The 15,024-nt window shown below is 37.4% G+C and carries 16 protein-coding genes and 1 pseudogene; 4 read left to right on the top strand and 13 right to left on the bottom strand.

All coding sequences use genetic code 11. The annotated features are described in order from the left end of the window. Nucleotides 1–104: 104 nt before the first annotated feature. Nucleotides 105–1,184, bottom strand: coding sequence for an aldo/keto reductase (locus A8F94_RS00090; protein WP_066193716.1), 1,080 nt, complete (start codon nucleotides 1,182–1,184; stop codon nucleotides 105–107). A 234-nt stretch (nucleotides 1,185–1,418) separates the two neighbouring features. On the opposite strand from A8F94_RS00090, the gene A8F94_RS00085 reads away from it, so the two are divergent. Continuing rightward, nucleotides 1,419–2,249, top strand: coding sequence for a protein-glutamine gamma-glutamyltransferase (locus A8F94_RS00085; RefSeq protein ID WP_066193713.1), 831 nt, complete (start codon nucleotides 1,419–1,421; stop codon nucleotides 2,247–2,249). 235 nt (nucleotides 2,250–2,484) lie between these two features. After that, complete coding sequence (locus A8F94_RS26620) at nucleotides 2,485–2,667, top strand: YjcZ family sporulation protein (RefSeq protein ID WP_066197095.1); 183 nt, start codon at nucleotides 2,485–2,487, stop codon at nucleotides 2,665–2,667. 222 nt (nucleotides 2,668–2,889) lie between these two features. Here A8F94_RS26620 and A8F94_RS00075 read toward each other — a convergent pair whose 3' ends face one another. The 12 genes and pseudogenes from A8F94_RS00075 to A8F94_RS00015 form a co-directional block, all read right to left on the bottom strand. After that, nucleotides 2,890–3,408: a GrpB family protein gene (locus tag A8F94_RS00075; protein ID WP_066193710.1), complete on the bottom strand. Its 519-nt coding sequence runs from the start codon at nucleotides 3,406–3,408 to the stop codon at nucleotides 2,890–2,892. 23 nt (nucleotides 3,409–3,431) lie between these two features. Continuing rightward, nucleotides 3,432–4,183, bottom strand: a pseudogene (locus tag A8F94_RS00070) (class I SAM-dependent methyltransferase). 90 nt (nucleotides 4,184–4,273) lie between these two features. After that, on the bottom strand, nucleotides 4,274–4,660 hold the full coding sequence (locus A8F94_RS00065) for a VOC family protein (RefSeq protein WP_066193706.1): 387 nt from the start codon (nucleotides 4,658–4,660) through the stop codon (nucleotides 4,274–4,276). Further along, the gene (locus A8F94_RS00060) at nucleotides 4,657–5,157 is read right to left on the bottom strand and encodes a hypothetical protein (protein ID WP_066193703.1); all 501 of its coding nucleotides are present in this window, start codon (nucleotides 5,155–5,157) and stop codon (nucleotides 4,657–4,659) included. Before A8F94_RS00060 ends, A8F94_RS00065 begins: the two co-directional genes overlap by 4 nt. 150 nt (nucleotides 5,158–5,307) lie before the next feature. After that, nucleotides 5,308–5,469 (bottom strand): hypothetical protein, encoded by a 162-nt coding sequence (locus A8F94_RS25495; protein WP_175384318.1) that lies wholly within the window; start codon nucleotides 5,467–5,469, stop codon nucleotides 5,308–5,310. 508 nt (nucleotides 5,470–5,977) lie between these two features. Next, complete coding sequence (locus A8F94_RS00045) at nucleotides 5,978–6,454, bottom strand: GNAT family N-acetyltransferase (RefSeq protein ID WP_066193695.1); 477 nt, start codon at nucleotides 6,452–6,454, stop codon at nucleotides 5,978–5,980. Between the two features lie 111 nt (nucleotides 6,455–6,565). After that, nucleotides 6,566–7,345, bottom strand: coding sequence for a class I SAM-dependent methyltransferase (locus tag A8F94_RS00040; RefSeq protein WP_066193693.1), 780 nt, complete (start codon nucleotides 7,343–7,345; stop codon nucleotides 6,566–6,568). 139 nt (nucleotides 7,346–7,484) lie between these two features. Continuing rightward, nucleotides 7,485–8,348, bottom strand: coding sequence for a phosphotransferase family protein (locus A8F94_RS00035; RefSeq protein ID WP_066193690.1), 864 nt, complete (start codon nucleotides 8,346–8,348; stop codon nucleotides 7,485–7,487). 80 nt (nucleotides 8,349–8,428) lie between these two features. Then, on the bottom strand, nucleotides 8,429–9,055 hold the full coding sequence (locus tag A8F94_RS00030) for a hypothetical protein (RefSeq protein WP_066193688.1): 627 nt from the start codon (nucleotides 9,053–9,055) through the stop codon (nucleotides 8,429–8,431). A gap of 217 nt (nucleotides 9,056–9,272) precedes the next feature. After that, complete coding sequence (locus tag A8F94_RS00025; protein ID WP_066193686.1) at nucleotides 9,273–9,749, bottom strand: cell wall elongation regulator TseB-like domain-containing protein; 477 nt, start codon at nucleotides 9,747–9,749, stop codon at nucleotides 9,273–9,275. 172 nt (nucleotides 9,750–9,921) lie between these two features. Beyond that, entirely contained in the window at nucleotides 9,922–10,410 is a 489-nt protein-coding gene (locus A8F94_RS00020; RefSeq protein WP_066193683.1) for an NUDIX hydrolase, read from the bottom strand. Nucleotides 10,411–10,501: 91 nt separating this feature from the next. Continuing rightward, a complete protein-coding gene (locus A8F94_RS00015; RefSeq protein WP_066193680.1) occupies nucleotides 10,502–11,437 on the bottom strand; it encodes an alpha/beta fold hydrolase in 936 nt (311 codons plus the stop codon). A 359-nt stretch (nucleotides 11,438–11,796) separates the two neighbouring features. Between A8F94_RS00015 and A8F94_RS00010 the strand changes: the two genes are divergently transcribed. Next, nucleotides 11,797–13,476, top strand: a complete 1,680-nt coding sequence (locus A8F94_RS00010; RefSeq protein ID WP_066197093.1) for a GMC family oxidoreductase — start codon at nucleotides 11,797–11,799, stop codon at nucleotides 13,474–13,476. A gap of 171 nt (nucleotides 13,477–13,647) precedes the next feature. Beyond that, nucleotides 13,648–14,817 (top strand): MFS transporter, encoded by a 1,170-nt coding sequence (locus A8F94_RS00005; RefSeq protein ID WP_066193677.1) that lies wholly within the window; start codon nucleotides 13,648–13,650, stop codon nucleotides 14,815–14,817. Nucleotides 14,818–15,024: the final 207 nt, after the last annotated feature.

Below are 15,024 nucleotides of genomic sequence, written 5' to 3'. Positions count from 1 at the left end.
TTCTTGCTTTGAAGCAAATTTTACATTGAACAAAGACGAACCCGCACAATATCTGGTGTGTGGTTCGTCTTTAAGTGTCAGCTAAAATTATTGCTCCATCATCTTTATATATTTCGATTTTTGCTATCCATTAACCTTTTGTATCCTTCTAAATATCCTTTCTCTGCAGCCGAAGCTCGATCAAATGAATTCATAGCGCGGTGCCATAATGGGTAAATAGGTTCAGGTGTTGTTAAATCAGTAATTTGCGAAATATCTTCGTCCGTTAACTTTAAATTATAGGATGCAATGTTTTCGTGCAACTGTTCTTTATTTCTTGCAGCCAAGACGATTGAATCGACATTTGGTCTGTCACGCAGCCATGCAAGGACGACTTGGGGGACTGTCGCTTTATGTTTTGATGCCACATCCTTCAACAAATCGACTAGATTATAAAATAAATCGATATCCTTAATATATGGTTCGGACCAGCCATCCCCTTGTCTTGTACCTGGTTCGGCTTTCTTGTTTCTCGTAATTTTACCTGTGAGAAGCCCCTCACCCAGCGGAGACCAAATACTATTAGCAATCCCGAGTTCTTTGCCTGCTGGTAAAAGTTCATACTCTGCCTCACGTGATTCCGGGGTGTAATATATTTGCTGTGCAATTGGCGGCGTCATATTGTTTTCTACTGCCAGTGTATGCGTCTTGGCAAGCGCCCAACCACTGTAATTGGATACTCCCCAATAGCGAATCTTCCCTTTTTTAATGAGGTCATTCATTACCTGGACAGTCTCGTAGACAGGTACTTGGCCATCCCAAAGGTGGACATAGTATAAATCTATGTAGTCGGTACCGAGCCTTTTTAATGAAGCGTCTATTGACGATTCAATATTGATTCTAGTCGCGCCAACATCATTCGGATTATCTGTCAGCTGAAATCCCGTTTTACTGCTAATAACCATTTCATGCCGCTTGCCTCTAATCGCCTTGCCTAAAACAATTTCTGCATCCCCTTTCGCGTACATATTCGCAGTATCAAATTGATTAATGCCTTGATCCAGCGCATAATCCACCATATAATTTGCCGTTTCTTGGTCCATGTCACCGGCATTTTCAAAGCCTTTCGTACCACTGAACGGTATCGTGCCCAAAGCATATTTTGAAACATTCAACCCCGACTTACCAAATAGATTATTATCCATCATCATTCCTCCCATGCATTGTTTTCCCACCAACTTTGAAATGAAACATTGGTGGTTCAGAGGAATCTGGGTTCATTAAAACAGCCTGCCTCATACTTTCCAGTGATTTTTTTGGATGCTCTTTTCTATATAAGGACAGATAATTATTGTTTCTGCATCTTAACATGATAAATAAAAATGAGAATACGATAGATATGAATGCAGATGAAAAGTCGTAGAGGAATGGGGGATTGTATGATCCAACTATCAGGGGTCCCGTTTCAACAGAGTGAAAATTGGCAATTTGGAAGTATTGAGAAAACAATTATTAACCAGATGCAGAATTCTCCGGTCTTGTATTCTTATTATTCCGAGCCTGAATTGTTGTTTGAACTTAAAGTCCGTAAGAACATTATCCAAAGTGCGAAAGAAATGAACAATAGTCAAGCAGCGTTTACTACGTTTGCATATGCCCGCTGCAACCCAAGGTACTGGCAATTAACCACGGAAGGCGGGTTCCTTTTAAGACCCGATGTACAACCGGCTGATGCGATTCTGGATATTTTTCGGAACAGTTCCCTCTATGCATTTGAATGTGCAACCGCTATTCCAATCATCTATTACCACGCCATATTGAAAAGTATGGGTACCAATATATTTAATTCACTGTTTCAAGATTTATATCTATACAGCTGGCATACAGATACTGACGTGGGTATCATCACTTTTTATTCCAATCATTTTCTCCCTGGAGATGTTTTGTACTTTAATAATCCTGACTTTGATCGAAGAAAACCACAGTTCAGAGGTATTAATGCTGTTGCCCTTGATGATGGCAGATTTTTTGGACATGGATTTAATATAAGGCCATCACAAGAAATGATTCAAATTCTAAATGAAAAAAGAAAACCGTATAGTGATCAACCAGCTTATTTAACAAAATTGGTGACAAGGCCTTCTTTTAAGTATTTATTTGGAATGGCAAGCTGGTTTAGAAACGGTAATGCATACAAAATGCAGCGTCCAATTGTGCACCATGGCAAAAGCTCGATTTCATATGCTCACTATCTTTATTATTTACTATAATATCTGGTCATTTCACACCCCTGACATTTACCCATTTTTTAATAGACGGGCTCAAAACCCAGCTCTGGGAGTACTATATAGGGAAATTCCTTACATGAATGGAAGTGTGATAATGTATCCAAACCTTAACGCATCACCGTATCTTGGTGCTAATGTTCCTCCGAATATTGCACCAAACATTGCTCCAAATATTTCCCCAAATGTAGCTCCAAACATTGCTTCAAACATTGCTCCAATGCCTGCTTATACAGCTCCTGTTTATGATTATGGATGTCCAACTCCGGTTTATGGTTATGAATGTGCATCTCCTGTTTATGGTTATGGCTGTCCTAGTTATCGGAATAATTTTGCCTTAATTGTAGTATTGTTTATTTTGCTTATCATTATAGGTGCAAGTTGTTTCGGCTTTAGCAAGTGATAACTGAAATGCTTAAATGCGGAAAAATTATGTAAAAATAATTAATATGGCTTGAGGAGCTTTCCTCAAGCCGCATTTTTTTTAAAAAACTTAATAGTATGATTTGGCCTTAAAAATGCCAATTCCTCTCAAACTACTCAACTCAAAAAAAGCCCCTTATTGAGCATACCTGTACGGTTTGTTCATTAGCGGAATCACGCATTAAAACAATCAATGTTATTTTTACTGTAATTGCTTCCTAGCTTTTTCGATTGTTGCTTTTATAAACGGTTCTTTATTCTTCGTATAGGTCGGTCTATCAAACTTGTGTTTAGAAGCAAGTTCCTTTTTTAATGCAGCATACTCTTCGGCTACTTGAGGGTGTATCCTAAGATAATCACGAAATACTATTTTTTCAATCCATTCACGGCTATTATATTCGCAAATATGAAGATGACACGTGCCTTCTCCCCATAATCCCTTCCTAAAAAACATTCTTTCTTTAAACTCAGGTTTAGGAACATATTCATATTCTATTTCACTAAGAAAACTAACAAAATTTTTTACATCATCTAGGTCTTGTACACCTAAAATAATATCAATGATTGGTTTTGCTGCTAATCCCTTTATAGAGGTGCTTCCAATATGTTCAATTCCGATTATCTTTTCAGCTAAAACGTTAAGGATTCTTATTTTCTCATATTCATATTGTTTTTCCCAATTTGAACTATAATCACTAAGAGTTACTGTTGGTTTCGTCATATTTGTCCCACTTGGAAGAATAGCTATCCTTTTATTGACTTCATTATCATCGTAGTCGGAAACTTCCTTGCCTTGTATAAAGAATAGTAGCGATCAGATATCTCCTCACTAACTGTATCAAATTCAGATGACACGACACTTTCAATAACAGCGCCTATTGTAAAACCCGCTCTAATTAATTCATTTATGTACGTTGCCATCTTTCTTTTAGGAATGACAACTGGTGCTTCTTCACCTTTAAATCTCGGATATTTTGTTACCCCTTCATCTTGATATGAGCCATCAAGGTAGATTTGTCCTTCATGGCTTTTCAAATGTGGGTACAGAGGATGATCCCAACTAAATATAAAGTATCCACCGGGCTTTAAATAGGAATGAATCAAATCAAATGTAGCGGAAAGATTTGTTGTCCATCCAATTGCATATATCGAATAAACCACATCGAAATATTCCTTAGGTATACCAACGTCATTTTCCATTGGTGAACAAATTAAATTGGCTTTAACATCCTTAAGAGTTTCGCTTGCTGTTTTTATTTGAGCCTCTGATAAATCAATACTAGTTCGGCAGCACCTTTTTCTGCCATATACTTCAATGAATGACCGCTGCCACAACCAATATCAAGAACTTTTTTATTCGCAATTTCATCAAATAGTCCTAACTCATCTTCTGTTTGTGCAAAAGGGCCATAACTTGGCAATGCGTCCACACCATTAAAATGATGTGCTACTTTATCCCAGCTTTTTCGGTTTTGTTTAAGAATATCAGTGGACAATTCTTCACCCCATAATAAATTTCGAACTACTACACAGCCGTTATTTAATAAGAAAGGACTTTCCCCCTCGCGAAGATAAAGCCCTGTTTCTTAACAAAAGATTTCATGTATGTTGCCGTCAGGGTCAGCAAAGAAAGCAGTTGTCTGGCCCCAGGGCATTTGTGAAGGTTCTTTAATTGGGGTAGCTCCCTTTTCTATTATTTCTTTAAAGGATTGCTCCACTTCCTCTTGTGTTTCACATGGGAATGCCAATTCAAAAGACTGGCCATTCTTCTCCTCACTAAAGGAGCTGTGTCCGTCAGTGATATCGGACATTATTTCCCTCGAACAAATAGAAAATCTTACCCCCTCATTATGAAACTCAACATAATTCGGAGATTCACTTTTGATTGTAAACCCTAGGACATCTCGGTAGAAATTAGTCATTCCTTCCACGTTATCGGTAACTAGTGTGATCAGGTTTATTTGTGCTTTCAATTCATCTTCTCCTCCCATTCTTTTTCAATCATACCGTGATGGTACAGAACCTTTAAAACATCCATTGTCCATATACTTTTCCAAACTTTTGCTGATTCTTCATCACAATTCCAGTTTAAAATGAAATGTCCATCTTCTGCTTGGGTTTTAATTTCATTTTCCAAACTACTGATAACAAACTCTTTAATTGGCAAATACAATGGACTTTCAGGTGAATGGGCAAAGAAAAACGGTTTCGCGCAATAAGTAGTGGCCCATTTATCGGAGTCAGTTTCAATAATTTCGTCAATATCTTTTTCTAATTGATTTAGAATGATCGACTGGTATGGTTCTTCTGTTCTTATGGCCAATCGAAGCAAACTGAGCGCTTCCAAAAAGTAAAATTGCCTTGGTTCATCAGAAGTATGAATGCTACTCATTTTCGCTATGGCATTTTCGGTTACTTCTCTTTGAAAATCGCCTGGAACTAATTCACTATATTCATATAAATAACCCACCAATTCAGCACAGGGATTATCGGTCCAATCCTCGCTTCTTTGATTAGGCCTCGGGTGCCAACATTTCAGTTCGTAATCATATGAATCTAGTATGTATTGGATGCCTTTTTGTACTACAACGTCGTCTGATGAAGCACCAACTTCACTAAGCTACTGAAAAGCCATACAGGTATCCATTCCATTTGGAATAACTGTATGTCCTTCCCCCATGTTTCTAAATCCGCCATTTTCCCCTTGATACTGTTGTAATAAAGAAATAACGTTTTGAGGGTTTCCATTTTCAAAATGAAAACAAAACAATTCTTGTTCCAAGTCCCTTCCGTTATCCATTAAATAATGTCGTGCTTTTTGGAAATTTTCAAAAGATAATGTTCGAACCGTAAACACTTCCTTAAGATTAACTTATTTAAAACTAATAAACTACTCTCTTTAGAACCTTAGAAAGATGAAGGATCAGCTGGATTAGAATAAAAACTTAAAACTCCCATAATAATCAGGACAATAATAATTAAAAGTAGGCTCAACACTAAAACAGTTATATTCCGGCGATTTTTAATGTTCTTCGCCCTGTTTAGATATGAAATTACAAAATAAACAAGAAGGCTTACTATAATCAGCAGAATGACTGGAGGCAGAAACATCCCCATATAATTCCCCCTTGGCTTTCTCGAATCACTATTAAGAATTCAATAAAATAGTGCGAAAAACCTTCTTGATCTTCGTACCGTGCACTTTTAATAAATTCATCTGGTATTGGAGAATATGTATTAAGGTTCAGCTATGCATAAGATACTGACTGTTTGTGGCGCATTTGGTTGAGCTAATTTAATACAGCACTTTCTGTTAACTTTTCGAATTTAAACAAAATCAGTTTTGGTGAAAGCTGCACTTCTTTAGTCTTTTTGTAACCTAATTTTTCATAAAGTTGATGATTGCGAAAACTTAACGAGGGTGTGTAGAGAGTCCATAATTTCACATTTGGAAATTCCCTTTCGATAAAATGGATGGCGGAAGTGCCGATTCCTTTATTTTGAATGGAAGGATCTATAAAAATTTTATCGATATGCATTCGGTTATCATTTCCTCTTACGTCGAACGCTCCTATAATTTTTTCCCCGTCTAAAATTGTATAATGATAGAATTTTTTAATATTCTCTGCCAACTTTTCAGGCGTTTCACAGGCTGGATTGGTATCATAGTCTTGGTACTTTTCCAGATCCTCTTGAAATGCAGCCTTTTGTATAGAAAGTAAATGAATAATATCCCCCAACACAGATTTTCTAAAAACGATTGTCATATCAAAACCCTCTCTTATTTTATCTCCCAGGCCAGATACTAACTCAATAAGAAGAGCTCGACGTATTGCCCTGTTTCTTCAAATCAATCAACGCAACTCACTAAGAGTTAATTAAACAGTTGCTCGAACTATATAACGGGAATGTGTTACAGGTAAGCCCTCTTCTGTACTGTTTTGTTCAAAAACCTTGGATATTTCTAATAAGTATTTTTCTTTCAGCGTTTCAAAGATAAAAGGTTGTTGACCAAAACAGCGCAATTTTAATACATCCATTGGAGAACCAATGTATTCAATACTATTCTTTACTTCAATTGTTGAATAAGAGAAATTACTCAATTCTAGTTTTTTATAAAGAGTATCCAAGATTGGAGTTCCATTTGAAGTCTCAAAAAGGTTTGGGAATAGAAGCGGCAATTCTTTGGCTAACTCATCACCAGGATGGAGACCCATTATTTTCCCACCTTGTGTAACGACTTTATTAAGGTAAGGGTAGGATGAGGTAGGCCCCTTTCTCACATATGCACAATCAAATTCGTTTGGTTTAAAAGGTAATCCATCCTTTGTATTACCAACAACAAACGAAACATTAGAATTGTTATTCTGCAATCCAGTATTTATAAAATTATCTGTTGCATCAAATCCTACTATTGTTCTTGCTGCCAAACTACATTTAAGCGTAAACTCACCGTGCCCACATCCCACGTCCAATACTTTCTTATTTACTATAAGTTGAGTCACTTCTTCATCAAAAACAGATTCCCCATTTGGTTCTGTCAGGGTTGAATTCCAAGTGTATGTATATTTTCCCTGGAGGTTGCTAAGCTGCTTGTACCATTCGATTGAATGTGGCTGCAGCCAACCTTCAAGAGTAGCCGGGTTCATGATATTCATAGATTATCCTCCACGAAGAGCTTATCCATTACATTTTCTTCACGGCAATTAAAAGTCCTTCTTGATAATCTAACACTGATCCAGCTATTTCCATAAAAAAAGCTATCTGTACGACAGTCCTTCTATGCAGCACACTATGTTATTGTAAAAAATCTTTTAATCTTTTTACATTTTCCTTTAGAAATAAAGCATTTTTCTCAATACCACGGCGTTTACACCAGCCAATACTATTAAAAGCATCTGTAAATCGGTAAAATGGCAACACAATTTCTAAATCAATTAACGGCCTGACACTCTTATATCCTTCTTGAAAAGCCTTATACAAGGTGGGATCGAAGCATAAGAAATCTCGATACAGTTTAGTAAAATCGATTTCTGTTGAACCAAACCGAACGCTCTCAAAATCTATAATTCCTGAAACTTTATTATCATCAACAATAATATTTGCCGGGCGAAAATCCATATGTACAAAACTTGGACCATCAGGTGATGGTAGTTGGTTTCTCATTTTCTCGAATCTTTCAATTGCCTGTTTATATAATTGTGGGGCCAAAACGAACTTTACATCTTCAGCGAAACTATAAAATTGCTCCTCAATGAAACTGGACCAGTTCGCAAATTCATTTCGTATGCCAGTTAACTCTTTTCCGGCAGGCGGATGAATAGTATGCATCTTGGCTTGGAGAACCCCAACTTGAAATGCTACGGTTGGCGAATCATTGGCTGTTAAAGGTGTTCCTTTTAACTCCGATAATAAAAAGGCGCCGGGGCACTCCTCATCTCCGGACCAGTAATCCAACAGGTCAGGAATTGAGACACTTCCTGTTAATATTTCGTACGCTTCTATTTCCCGCTGGTACTTTAATTTTGTAAATGGAATTTTTATAAAAATATTTTCACCATTAGCCAAGTTGCATTTATACACAGTAGAACTATGTGAATCCTCTACCTCGTTTATTGATTGAACCTTCAATTCAAATTGTTTGATGATGCGATTTAACATTAAACTCCCACCCTTTAATTTAAAAATGCGTCAATCCTTTTGAATCAACGCAAACATTATAATTTTTTTATTCATACTATCTACTCTTCTGGCGGCAGCTTATAAAGTACTTTTCCTTCTCCATCAAGGAACTCCATTCTAGGAATATCATTTTGATCGACAACCATACGAATTCTTGGTTGGCCTTTACTATCAGTAAGTTGGACAATTACATCTCCATCCTCATTTTTCCCCATAAATGCACGACGGACATTTCCTGCCCACAACTTATTTAATTCCTCATTTTTTTCTTCCTCAGATTTTGTTGAATTACGAATTTCCCTATCTTTTTTAACATCTTCTCTTAAGTTTGTATTTGGCCTGTCAAAAATAGAAAAGCCATAATTCTTTTTACCGTTTTCCTCATGGTGCAACACCTGAACAACTTGGTCCTGTTTATATTGGTCAAACGTCAAACTGCCATACGATACATGATTGCCGTCATTGTCTTTTTGGCTTCCATAAATTAAACCACCCGACTCATCACCTTCTGAATTATAAAACATCAATCCAGCAACTGGATCACTTTGGCGATGCCCAGGAAGGATATCTTCCCCATCCATCATTGCAGGAGGGATATTCTGGTTGTTAAATAATCTTAGTCTAACCGTTCCATTTTCATCGACAATATTAAGCTGTTCCACATCAAGCCTTTTTAATTTCTCCACCTAAACACCCCCAAAAATTTACTGCAACTCTATTTTATATTTCGACATAATTTTCCATACTCCTTCTTAACTTTCGTAGACAATAAAACACAAAAAATAGGCAATCATTTATGAAATACGTTCCGCTTATACTTAATGAGATATCAAAAATTTATGTTATTTGTAATAAAGCCGCCCAAAAACGAAACTCTTTTCCTCTCGGGGGCAGAGGCTTAGCTTACAGATTAAGTATTTTTGTCACGTATTCGCCTGTATCAAAATTGACTAAATAATAATTTAATTGGTCGTTGCCGATTGAATATGAGACCTCCCAAATAGGGATATTTTTGTACATACCCAGCTTAATTGAATGAATCTCTGAAGGTTTCATTTCTTCGGTTACAATTCGGATTGCTTCTTTTTCTGATACCCCATCACTTATTTTTCGGACAGTAACCTTTTCGCTGTTTTCGGGAAACCAGGCGATAATCTCTTCACCCTTATTGTTTTTTCCCTCAATTACATATGTTGTTTTATCAAATCCATTGTATAGTTGAAAACGCGAATGCCTTTCTATTCCGGCTTTTTCTTTTGCTAAAGGTACCACCTTTTTTTCTACAGCCTTGACAGATTCAATTGCATTTGAATATATCCAGGCTGAAAGCCCAATTGCCACTAATAAGAATAGCAACAGGAATAATATTATTTTTTTCACGATTATCCCCTCTCATATTATGATTTTTTAAGGTATTTAACTAAACTTCCGTTTGTATAATAAAGAATATGAAAATGTTTAATTAACTGAATTCAAAGGGAAAAAGATCGTTGTTAAATTGAGCGCTATAACGCGAACCCTCGCAATTATTTGTTCAACAACGAGAAAAAATCTACCTGGATATACCTATTTGGTGTTTGATTACAAATTCGGGATTCGTTACATATTCCATATAATTCACTCCTCCGTTAAACTCCAAATACGCCTGAAAGCGAGTCCGAATGGCTGGATGTGTGATGAAATCGAGCACCATATCTTTAGGAACCCAGCGGCTCTCGGTTGTTTCTTCGGAAACAGCTAGCTCCCCGCCAATTGGTTTACAAACAAAATCAAACATTACTTGTGTAGGAACTTCGGTCACACCATCATACCATTTAAAAATCCCAGTATTTGAATAAACACCAATTAAGTAGCTAACCGTAGTGTCGATCCCACTTTCCTCTTTGATTTCACGAACTAAAGCATTAATGAGATTTTCTCCAACTTCCACTTGTCCGCCTGGGTATACCCAACCGCCATCTCGAGTTTTGACTAAAAGAACATTTCCTTCACCATCCTCAACGAATCCACCTGCGGCTACAATGTGCGTGGGAAATGGCATATTTTGAACCTCCTTGTACGGCAACTTTTGAATTATAAAGAGAACCGGCCAGGCATGACCTGATTAGAATCTTCTGACCTATATGTATCTATTAAAGTTTGTTATAATTTTGGACATTTTGATTAATTAATTTAAGAATACTATCTATTACAATCTTAGGGTTTTCAAGATGAACTGAGTGACCAGTATCCGCTTCAATATGTTCTGTATTGTTTGTTAAATCGGTTAATAGCAACTGATTTTTCTTCCAACCTTCAGTTTGTTTTTTTGCACTGATTACTACAACCGGCAAATCCATTCGCAAAGGTTTGGATGTTAGTAGTTGTTGAGCGGAAATTACACTGTCCAGATATTCTTGGTATACTGATTTATATGCACCAAGTGTATATCCGATATAGTTTAGTGACTTATCGTATTCCGTTGCAAGAAACTTCCTGCCTATCTTCTGTTTAAACAATCTGGGTATACCTATTAATGAAGTGATATAGCCAATTGTTACAAGCCTTCTAAAGTTCATAATTCTTTTACTATTCTCCGTGGAAAGAAAATATTGATTCTCATGTGCAGCATCTTCCAAAACCAGGCCGATCACGTCATCGGGATACATACTTGCAAACAGCCTCATCGAGAGGCCGCCAAATGAATGGCCGACTAGTATATAAGGTGGTTTTATATTCAGATGACTAAGGATATCCCTCATTTCCTCGACACTATCCAATGAGGTCATACTTTTCCTCTTTGTCTTGCTCCATCCGTAGTTTCCTCGATCATAAGATATGACACGGGCAACCTTTGAAATCTCAGGCTGAATATAGCACCAATCAATCGATATGGAACTAAATCCCGCTTCCAAGATTACAGTGACAGGTCCTTCCCCAGTAGCGATTGCGTGTACCTCTGACATTCTGGTTTTAATTATCTGTCCCGGCGGATTGACCTTGTTTTTTCTATCCAAAGCTAAGTTCCAAAGCGTCAAAGGAAATCCCATAATGCCCAACGTGTTTCTTGCGATAGTCGGTAAAATCATCATTACCTCCAAAATATAACAATTTTTTCATTGAAGATTATAATTCGATAACGCTTAGATTAATCCTTCTTTTTCATTAACCTCCACTTTTAGTCTTTTAAGATATCTATCCAGGAATAGGGCTATATTGACAATGCCCAAAAAGTTATATTCCCTTCGCAGTATGTTGGAGTTCAGCTCTTTTACTAATTTAGAACACCTCCCGCAAATCATTTGTCACCATGAGGGGTTCTTAATCATAAAATGAGATTGGTCTTTAGATTAATAAAGATGGATTTCTCTTTGCACTTAATTGGGAACCAATGGGTAATGTTTATTGATTTAAGTGATTCTAGATGCCATTCGAAAGGATTGATTACATGGCAAGATTAAAGCCGTTTGACTATATTGTGATTGGGGCCGGGACAGCGGGGGGCGTCATTGCAAAAAAGTTATCCGATAATCGAAGAACCACTGTTCTTGTGCTTGAGCCTGGTACGAATATGACAGAAGAACTAAGTAGTCCCTCCGGAGCAGTTGCGGCAGCCTTAGCTAGTGATAATCGGCATTCTTTTAACATCCTTTCGAGACTTGAACCAACAATCGGTGGCCGCCAGTTGTTATTATCAGGCGGAAGAGCAATTGGCGGAAGTTCAGAGCATAACGCCATGTTAGCTGTACGCTGCAGCAGCAACCTTTATAATGAGTGGGCAAAGCTTGTCGGTTCTCAGTGGAGTTATCAAAATGTACGACCATTATTTATAGAAAATGAGACATACACAGGGGAAACACAAGAACCCGAAGAACGGGGTACCAAAGGCCCAATTTTTATTAGGCAGCAGATTGTTCCAGAAAACGGGCTTACGACAATTTTAGCAAAAGCTACGTCAGATGTTCTAAATATACCTATTGTTGAAGACTATAATACTGGAATTAGAGACTGTACCTTTTTCCGATCTCAATTCACCCAGGAGGAAGTCGATGGCGGATTCATCCGTTCGTCAACTGCAACAGGATATTTGAATGAAAATATTGTAACTCAAGGGGATGAATTTGATCCTGATGAAATTGGAGTTGGTTCAAGGAAACTGGCCATTTTAGCTAAATCTACAGTTAATAAGATTATTTTTTCAGAAGATGAAGATGTTCCTGTTGCCAGGAGTGTTGAGTTTGTAAAAGACGGCAAATCACATAGAGCTTCTGCAAGAAAAGGAATATTTGTTTGTGCTGGAAATTTATCATCGGTAATCCTTCAGCGTTCAGGGGTTGGGAGAACAGAAGATTTAACTAGAGCAGGTATAGTAACGGTTGTAGAGAGTCCAAATGTCGGATATAACCTTCAAACTCATTATGCTGTCGGAATCGGAATAGAGGTAGAAACGTCAAGGCTACAGCGGGTAATGTCACGTGATCCTGACCAACCTATTCCTATAGGCGCCTTTAAACAAGCAGATGGGGCAGGACGACGCCTACAGTTATTAGGAAATATAGGTCCAAGATTTGTACCTTCCCCTGATGTTACAATAAATAATTGGGAGTTCAATCCTGATAACCCAACTAATGTAATGAGTATTGGCATCGTAGACCTAAATCCAAAAAGCAAGGGTACAATTATGGCAGCACATAGCGATCCAGAAGCTTACCCATCCGTAGATTTTAACCCACTCGCTAACCAGGATGACTTGGACTATATGGTTGATCAATATATAGAGACTTTTAAGATTATAAGAAGAGCCCGTCAGTTAGATCCAGATGGTGTTTATAAGGTCGTTTATCCTCCTGAAAATATATTCAATATAAAAAATGAGCAGGAAAAAAGAAGTGTATTATCAGACTTTGTAAGAGCATCTTATACCGCTCTAAATCATTACGGAGGCCAATGCAGAATGGGTAGGAATATTGAAGAAGGTGTGGTCGATGGTTTCCTGAATGTCTTTGGAACGAAAAATCTTAAAGTAGCAGATCTTTCTATAGCTCCTATTATGCCAGATGGCAACACTGTATTGCCGTGTCAGATGATCGGCCTTAATGCGGCCAAATTTGCTCAAAATGATTTATAAATAAACAGAAGCACTGTCTGAGAGGATAGTGCTTTTTTAATTCTTAATTACACTTTTCCTTCAAGTGATATTTTCAATTCCTGCAGAGTATGGTACATTATTATTTTGTTCTTGAGAAAACTTTCATTAAGGGGAAGTATTCCACTTGGGGGAATTAGGAAGGAAGTTAATATGGATAAACGTATATATTTTTTAATGGTCATTGCCTTTGTAATCGGTATGGTTGAACTGATCATTAGTGGCATATTAGATTTAATTGCTGAGGATTTAAATGTAAGCATTGGACAAGCAGGTTTGCTGATCACGGTTTTCGCATTAATTTTTGCAGTTGCATCACCGATTTTGCTTGTCATGACTGCTAAAATTGAAAGAAAGCGTCTCATGTTAGCGTGTTTATACATATTTTTTGTTGGTTGCATCGTGACGGTATTTGCACCTACTTTTTCAATTTTATTTATAGGAAGAATTATTTTAGCATTGAGCGGGGCGCTCTTAATCATCCTATGTTTGGTCATGGCCCCCAGCTTGGCAGGAGAACAGTATAAAGGCCGGGCAATTGGGATTGTCTCCATGGGAGTAAGTGCTTCATTAGTATTAGGAGTTCCAATCGGGCTTATAATGGGAAATAGTTTTGGATGGAGAGCACCATTCGTACTTATAACGGTATTGACAGGATTATCAATAGTTGGCGTACATTTATTAATGGGTCGTATAGAACCAAAACCTCAAATTCCTTTAAGGCAACAGCTTGCAGCATTTAAAAATCACAAGATCACATTAGGACTGACAACGACATTCCTGTATATGACGGGTCATTCCATTATGTATTCGTACTTCAAGCCATATTTAGAAGTAACCACCGGTCTTAATGCAAATTGGGTTAGTGCTATCTATTTAATATTTGGTTTTGCTGCTGTATGCGGCGGTGGGATTGGCGGTATACTAGCCGATTCATTCGGTTCAAGAAAAACAATGGTTATCGCTCTGGCAGTTTTTAGTGCTATCTTCTTTGTATTTCCAAAAACAACAGATATCCTTCCAGTATTTTTGATTATTATTATCATATGGGGGATTCTCAGCTGGGCGATTTCACCGGCTATGCAATCTTATTTGATTGAAAACGCACCAGAATCATCGGAAATTCAGCAAAGCTTGAATAATTCCTCTCTTCATTTGGGTATTGCAGTTGGTTCAGTTATTGGGGCTGGAATAGTCGATACCCTTTCAATCACAGTAAACCCATATGCAGCCGGGATCTTCATCTTCTTCTCATTCATTACTGTAGTCCTTTCTGTTTCCAGTAAGAAAAAGACTTCATACAAAACAAAGAGCGCAATTTGAGTAATGTCAAATTGCGCTTTTTTTATCGTTTTACGACAGAAGACTCCCTCTTCAATCGTGTGAAGGGCAAAGCCAAACGATAAGGGGGAGATGAATGGCGGTTGGCTTTAGCCAAAGTCTTCCTTGTTTGATATAATAAGAACATACATTCGACTCAAGGTGGTGATGAAGCACCATGTTAGTCAACAAGGCATATAAATTCCGTAT

This window comes from Bacillus sp. FJAT-27225, from assembly GCF_001685025.1.
Classification (GTDB): domain Bacteria; phylum Bacillota; class Bacilli; order Bacillales; family Cytobacillaceae; genus Bacillus_D.
Note: the sequence above shows the minus strand (reverse complement) of the source record. Positions and strands in the feature narration are given on the sequence as shown.

What these genes read in the sequence shown, in the direction of transcription:
- A8F94_RS00090 (WP_066193716.1), bottom strand. Translation starts at nt 1,184, where the DNA reads ATGGATAATAATCTATTTGGTAAGTCGGGGTTGAATGTTTCAAAATAT.
- A8F94_RS00045 (WP_066193695.1), bottom strand. Translation starts at nt 6,454, where the DNA reads ATGACAATCGTTTTTAGAAAATCTGTGTTGGGGGATATTATTCATTTA.
- A8F94_RS00085 (WP_066193713.1), top strand. Translation starts at nt 1,419, where the DNA reads ATGATCCAACTATCAGGGGTCCCGTTTCAACAGAGTGAAAATTGGCAA.
- A8F94_RS00035 (WP_066193690.1), bottom strand. Translation starts at nt 8,348, where the DNA reads ATGTTAAATCGCATCATCAAACAATTTGAATTGAAGGTTCAATCAATA.
- A8F94_RS00005 (WP_066193677.1), top strand. Translation starts at nt 13,648, where the DNA reads ATGGATAAACGTATATATTTTTTAATGGTCATTGCCTTTGTAATCGGT.
- A8F94_RS26620 (WP_066197095.1), top strand. Translation starts at nt 2,485, where the DNA reads ATGCCTGCTTATACAGCTCCTGTTTATGATTATGGATGTCCAACTCCG.
- A8F94_RS00075 (WP_066193710.1), bottom strand. Translation starts at nt 3,408, where the DNA reads ATGACGAAACCAACAGTAACTCTTAGTGATTATAGTTCAAATTGGGAA.
- A8F94_RS00015 (WP_066193680.1), bottom strand. Translation starts at nt 11,437, where the DNA reads ATGATTTTACCGACTATCGCAAGAAACACGTTGGGCATTATGGGATTT.
- A8F94_RS00010 (WP_066197093.1), top strand. Translation starts at nt 11,797, where the DNA reads ATGGCAAGATTAAAGCCGTTTGACTATATTGTGATTGGGGCCGGGACA.
- A8F94_RS00020 (WP_066193683.1), bottom strand. Translation starts at nt 10,410, where the DNA reads ATGCCATTTCCCACGCACATTGTAGCCGCAGGTGGATTCGTTGAGGAT.
- A8F94_RS00040 (WP_066193693.1), bottom strand. Translation starts at nt 7,345, where the DNA reads ATGAATATCATGAACCCGGCTACTCTTGAAGGTTGGCTGCAGCCACAT.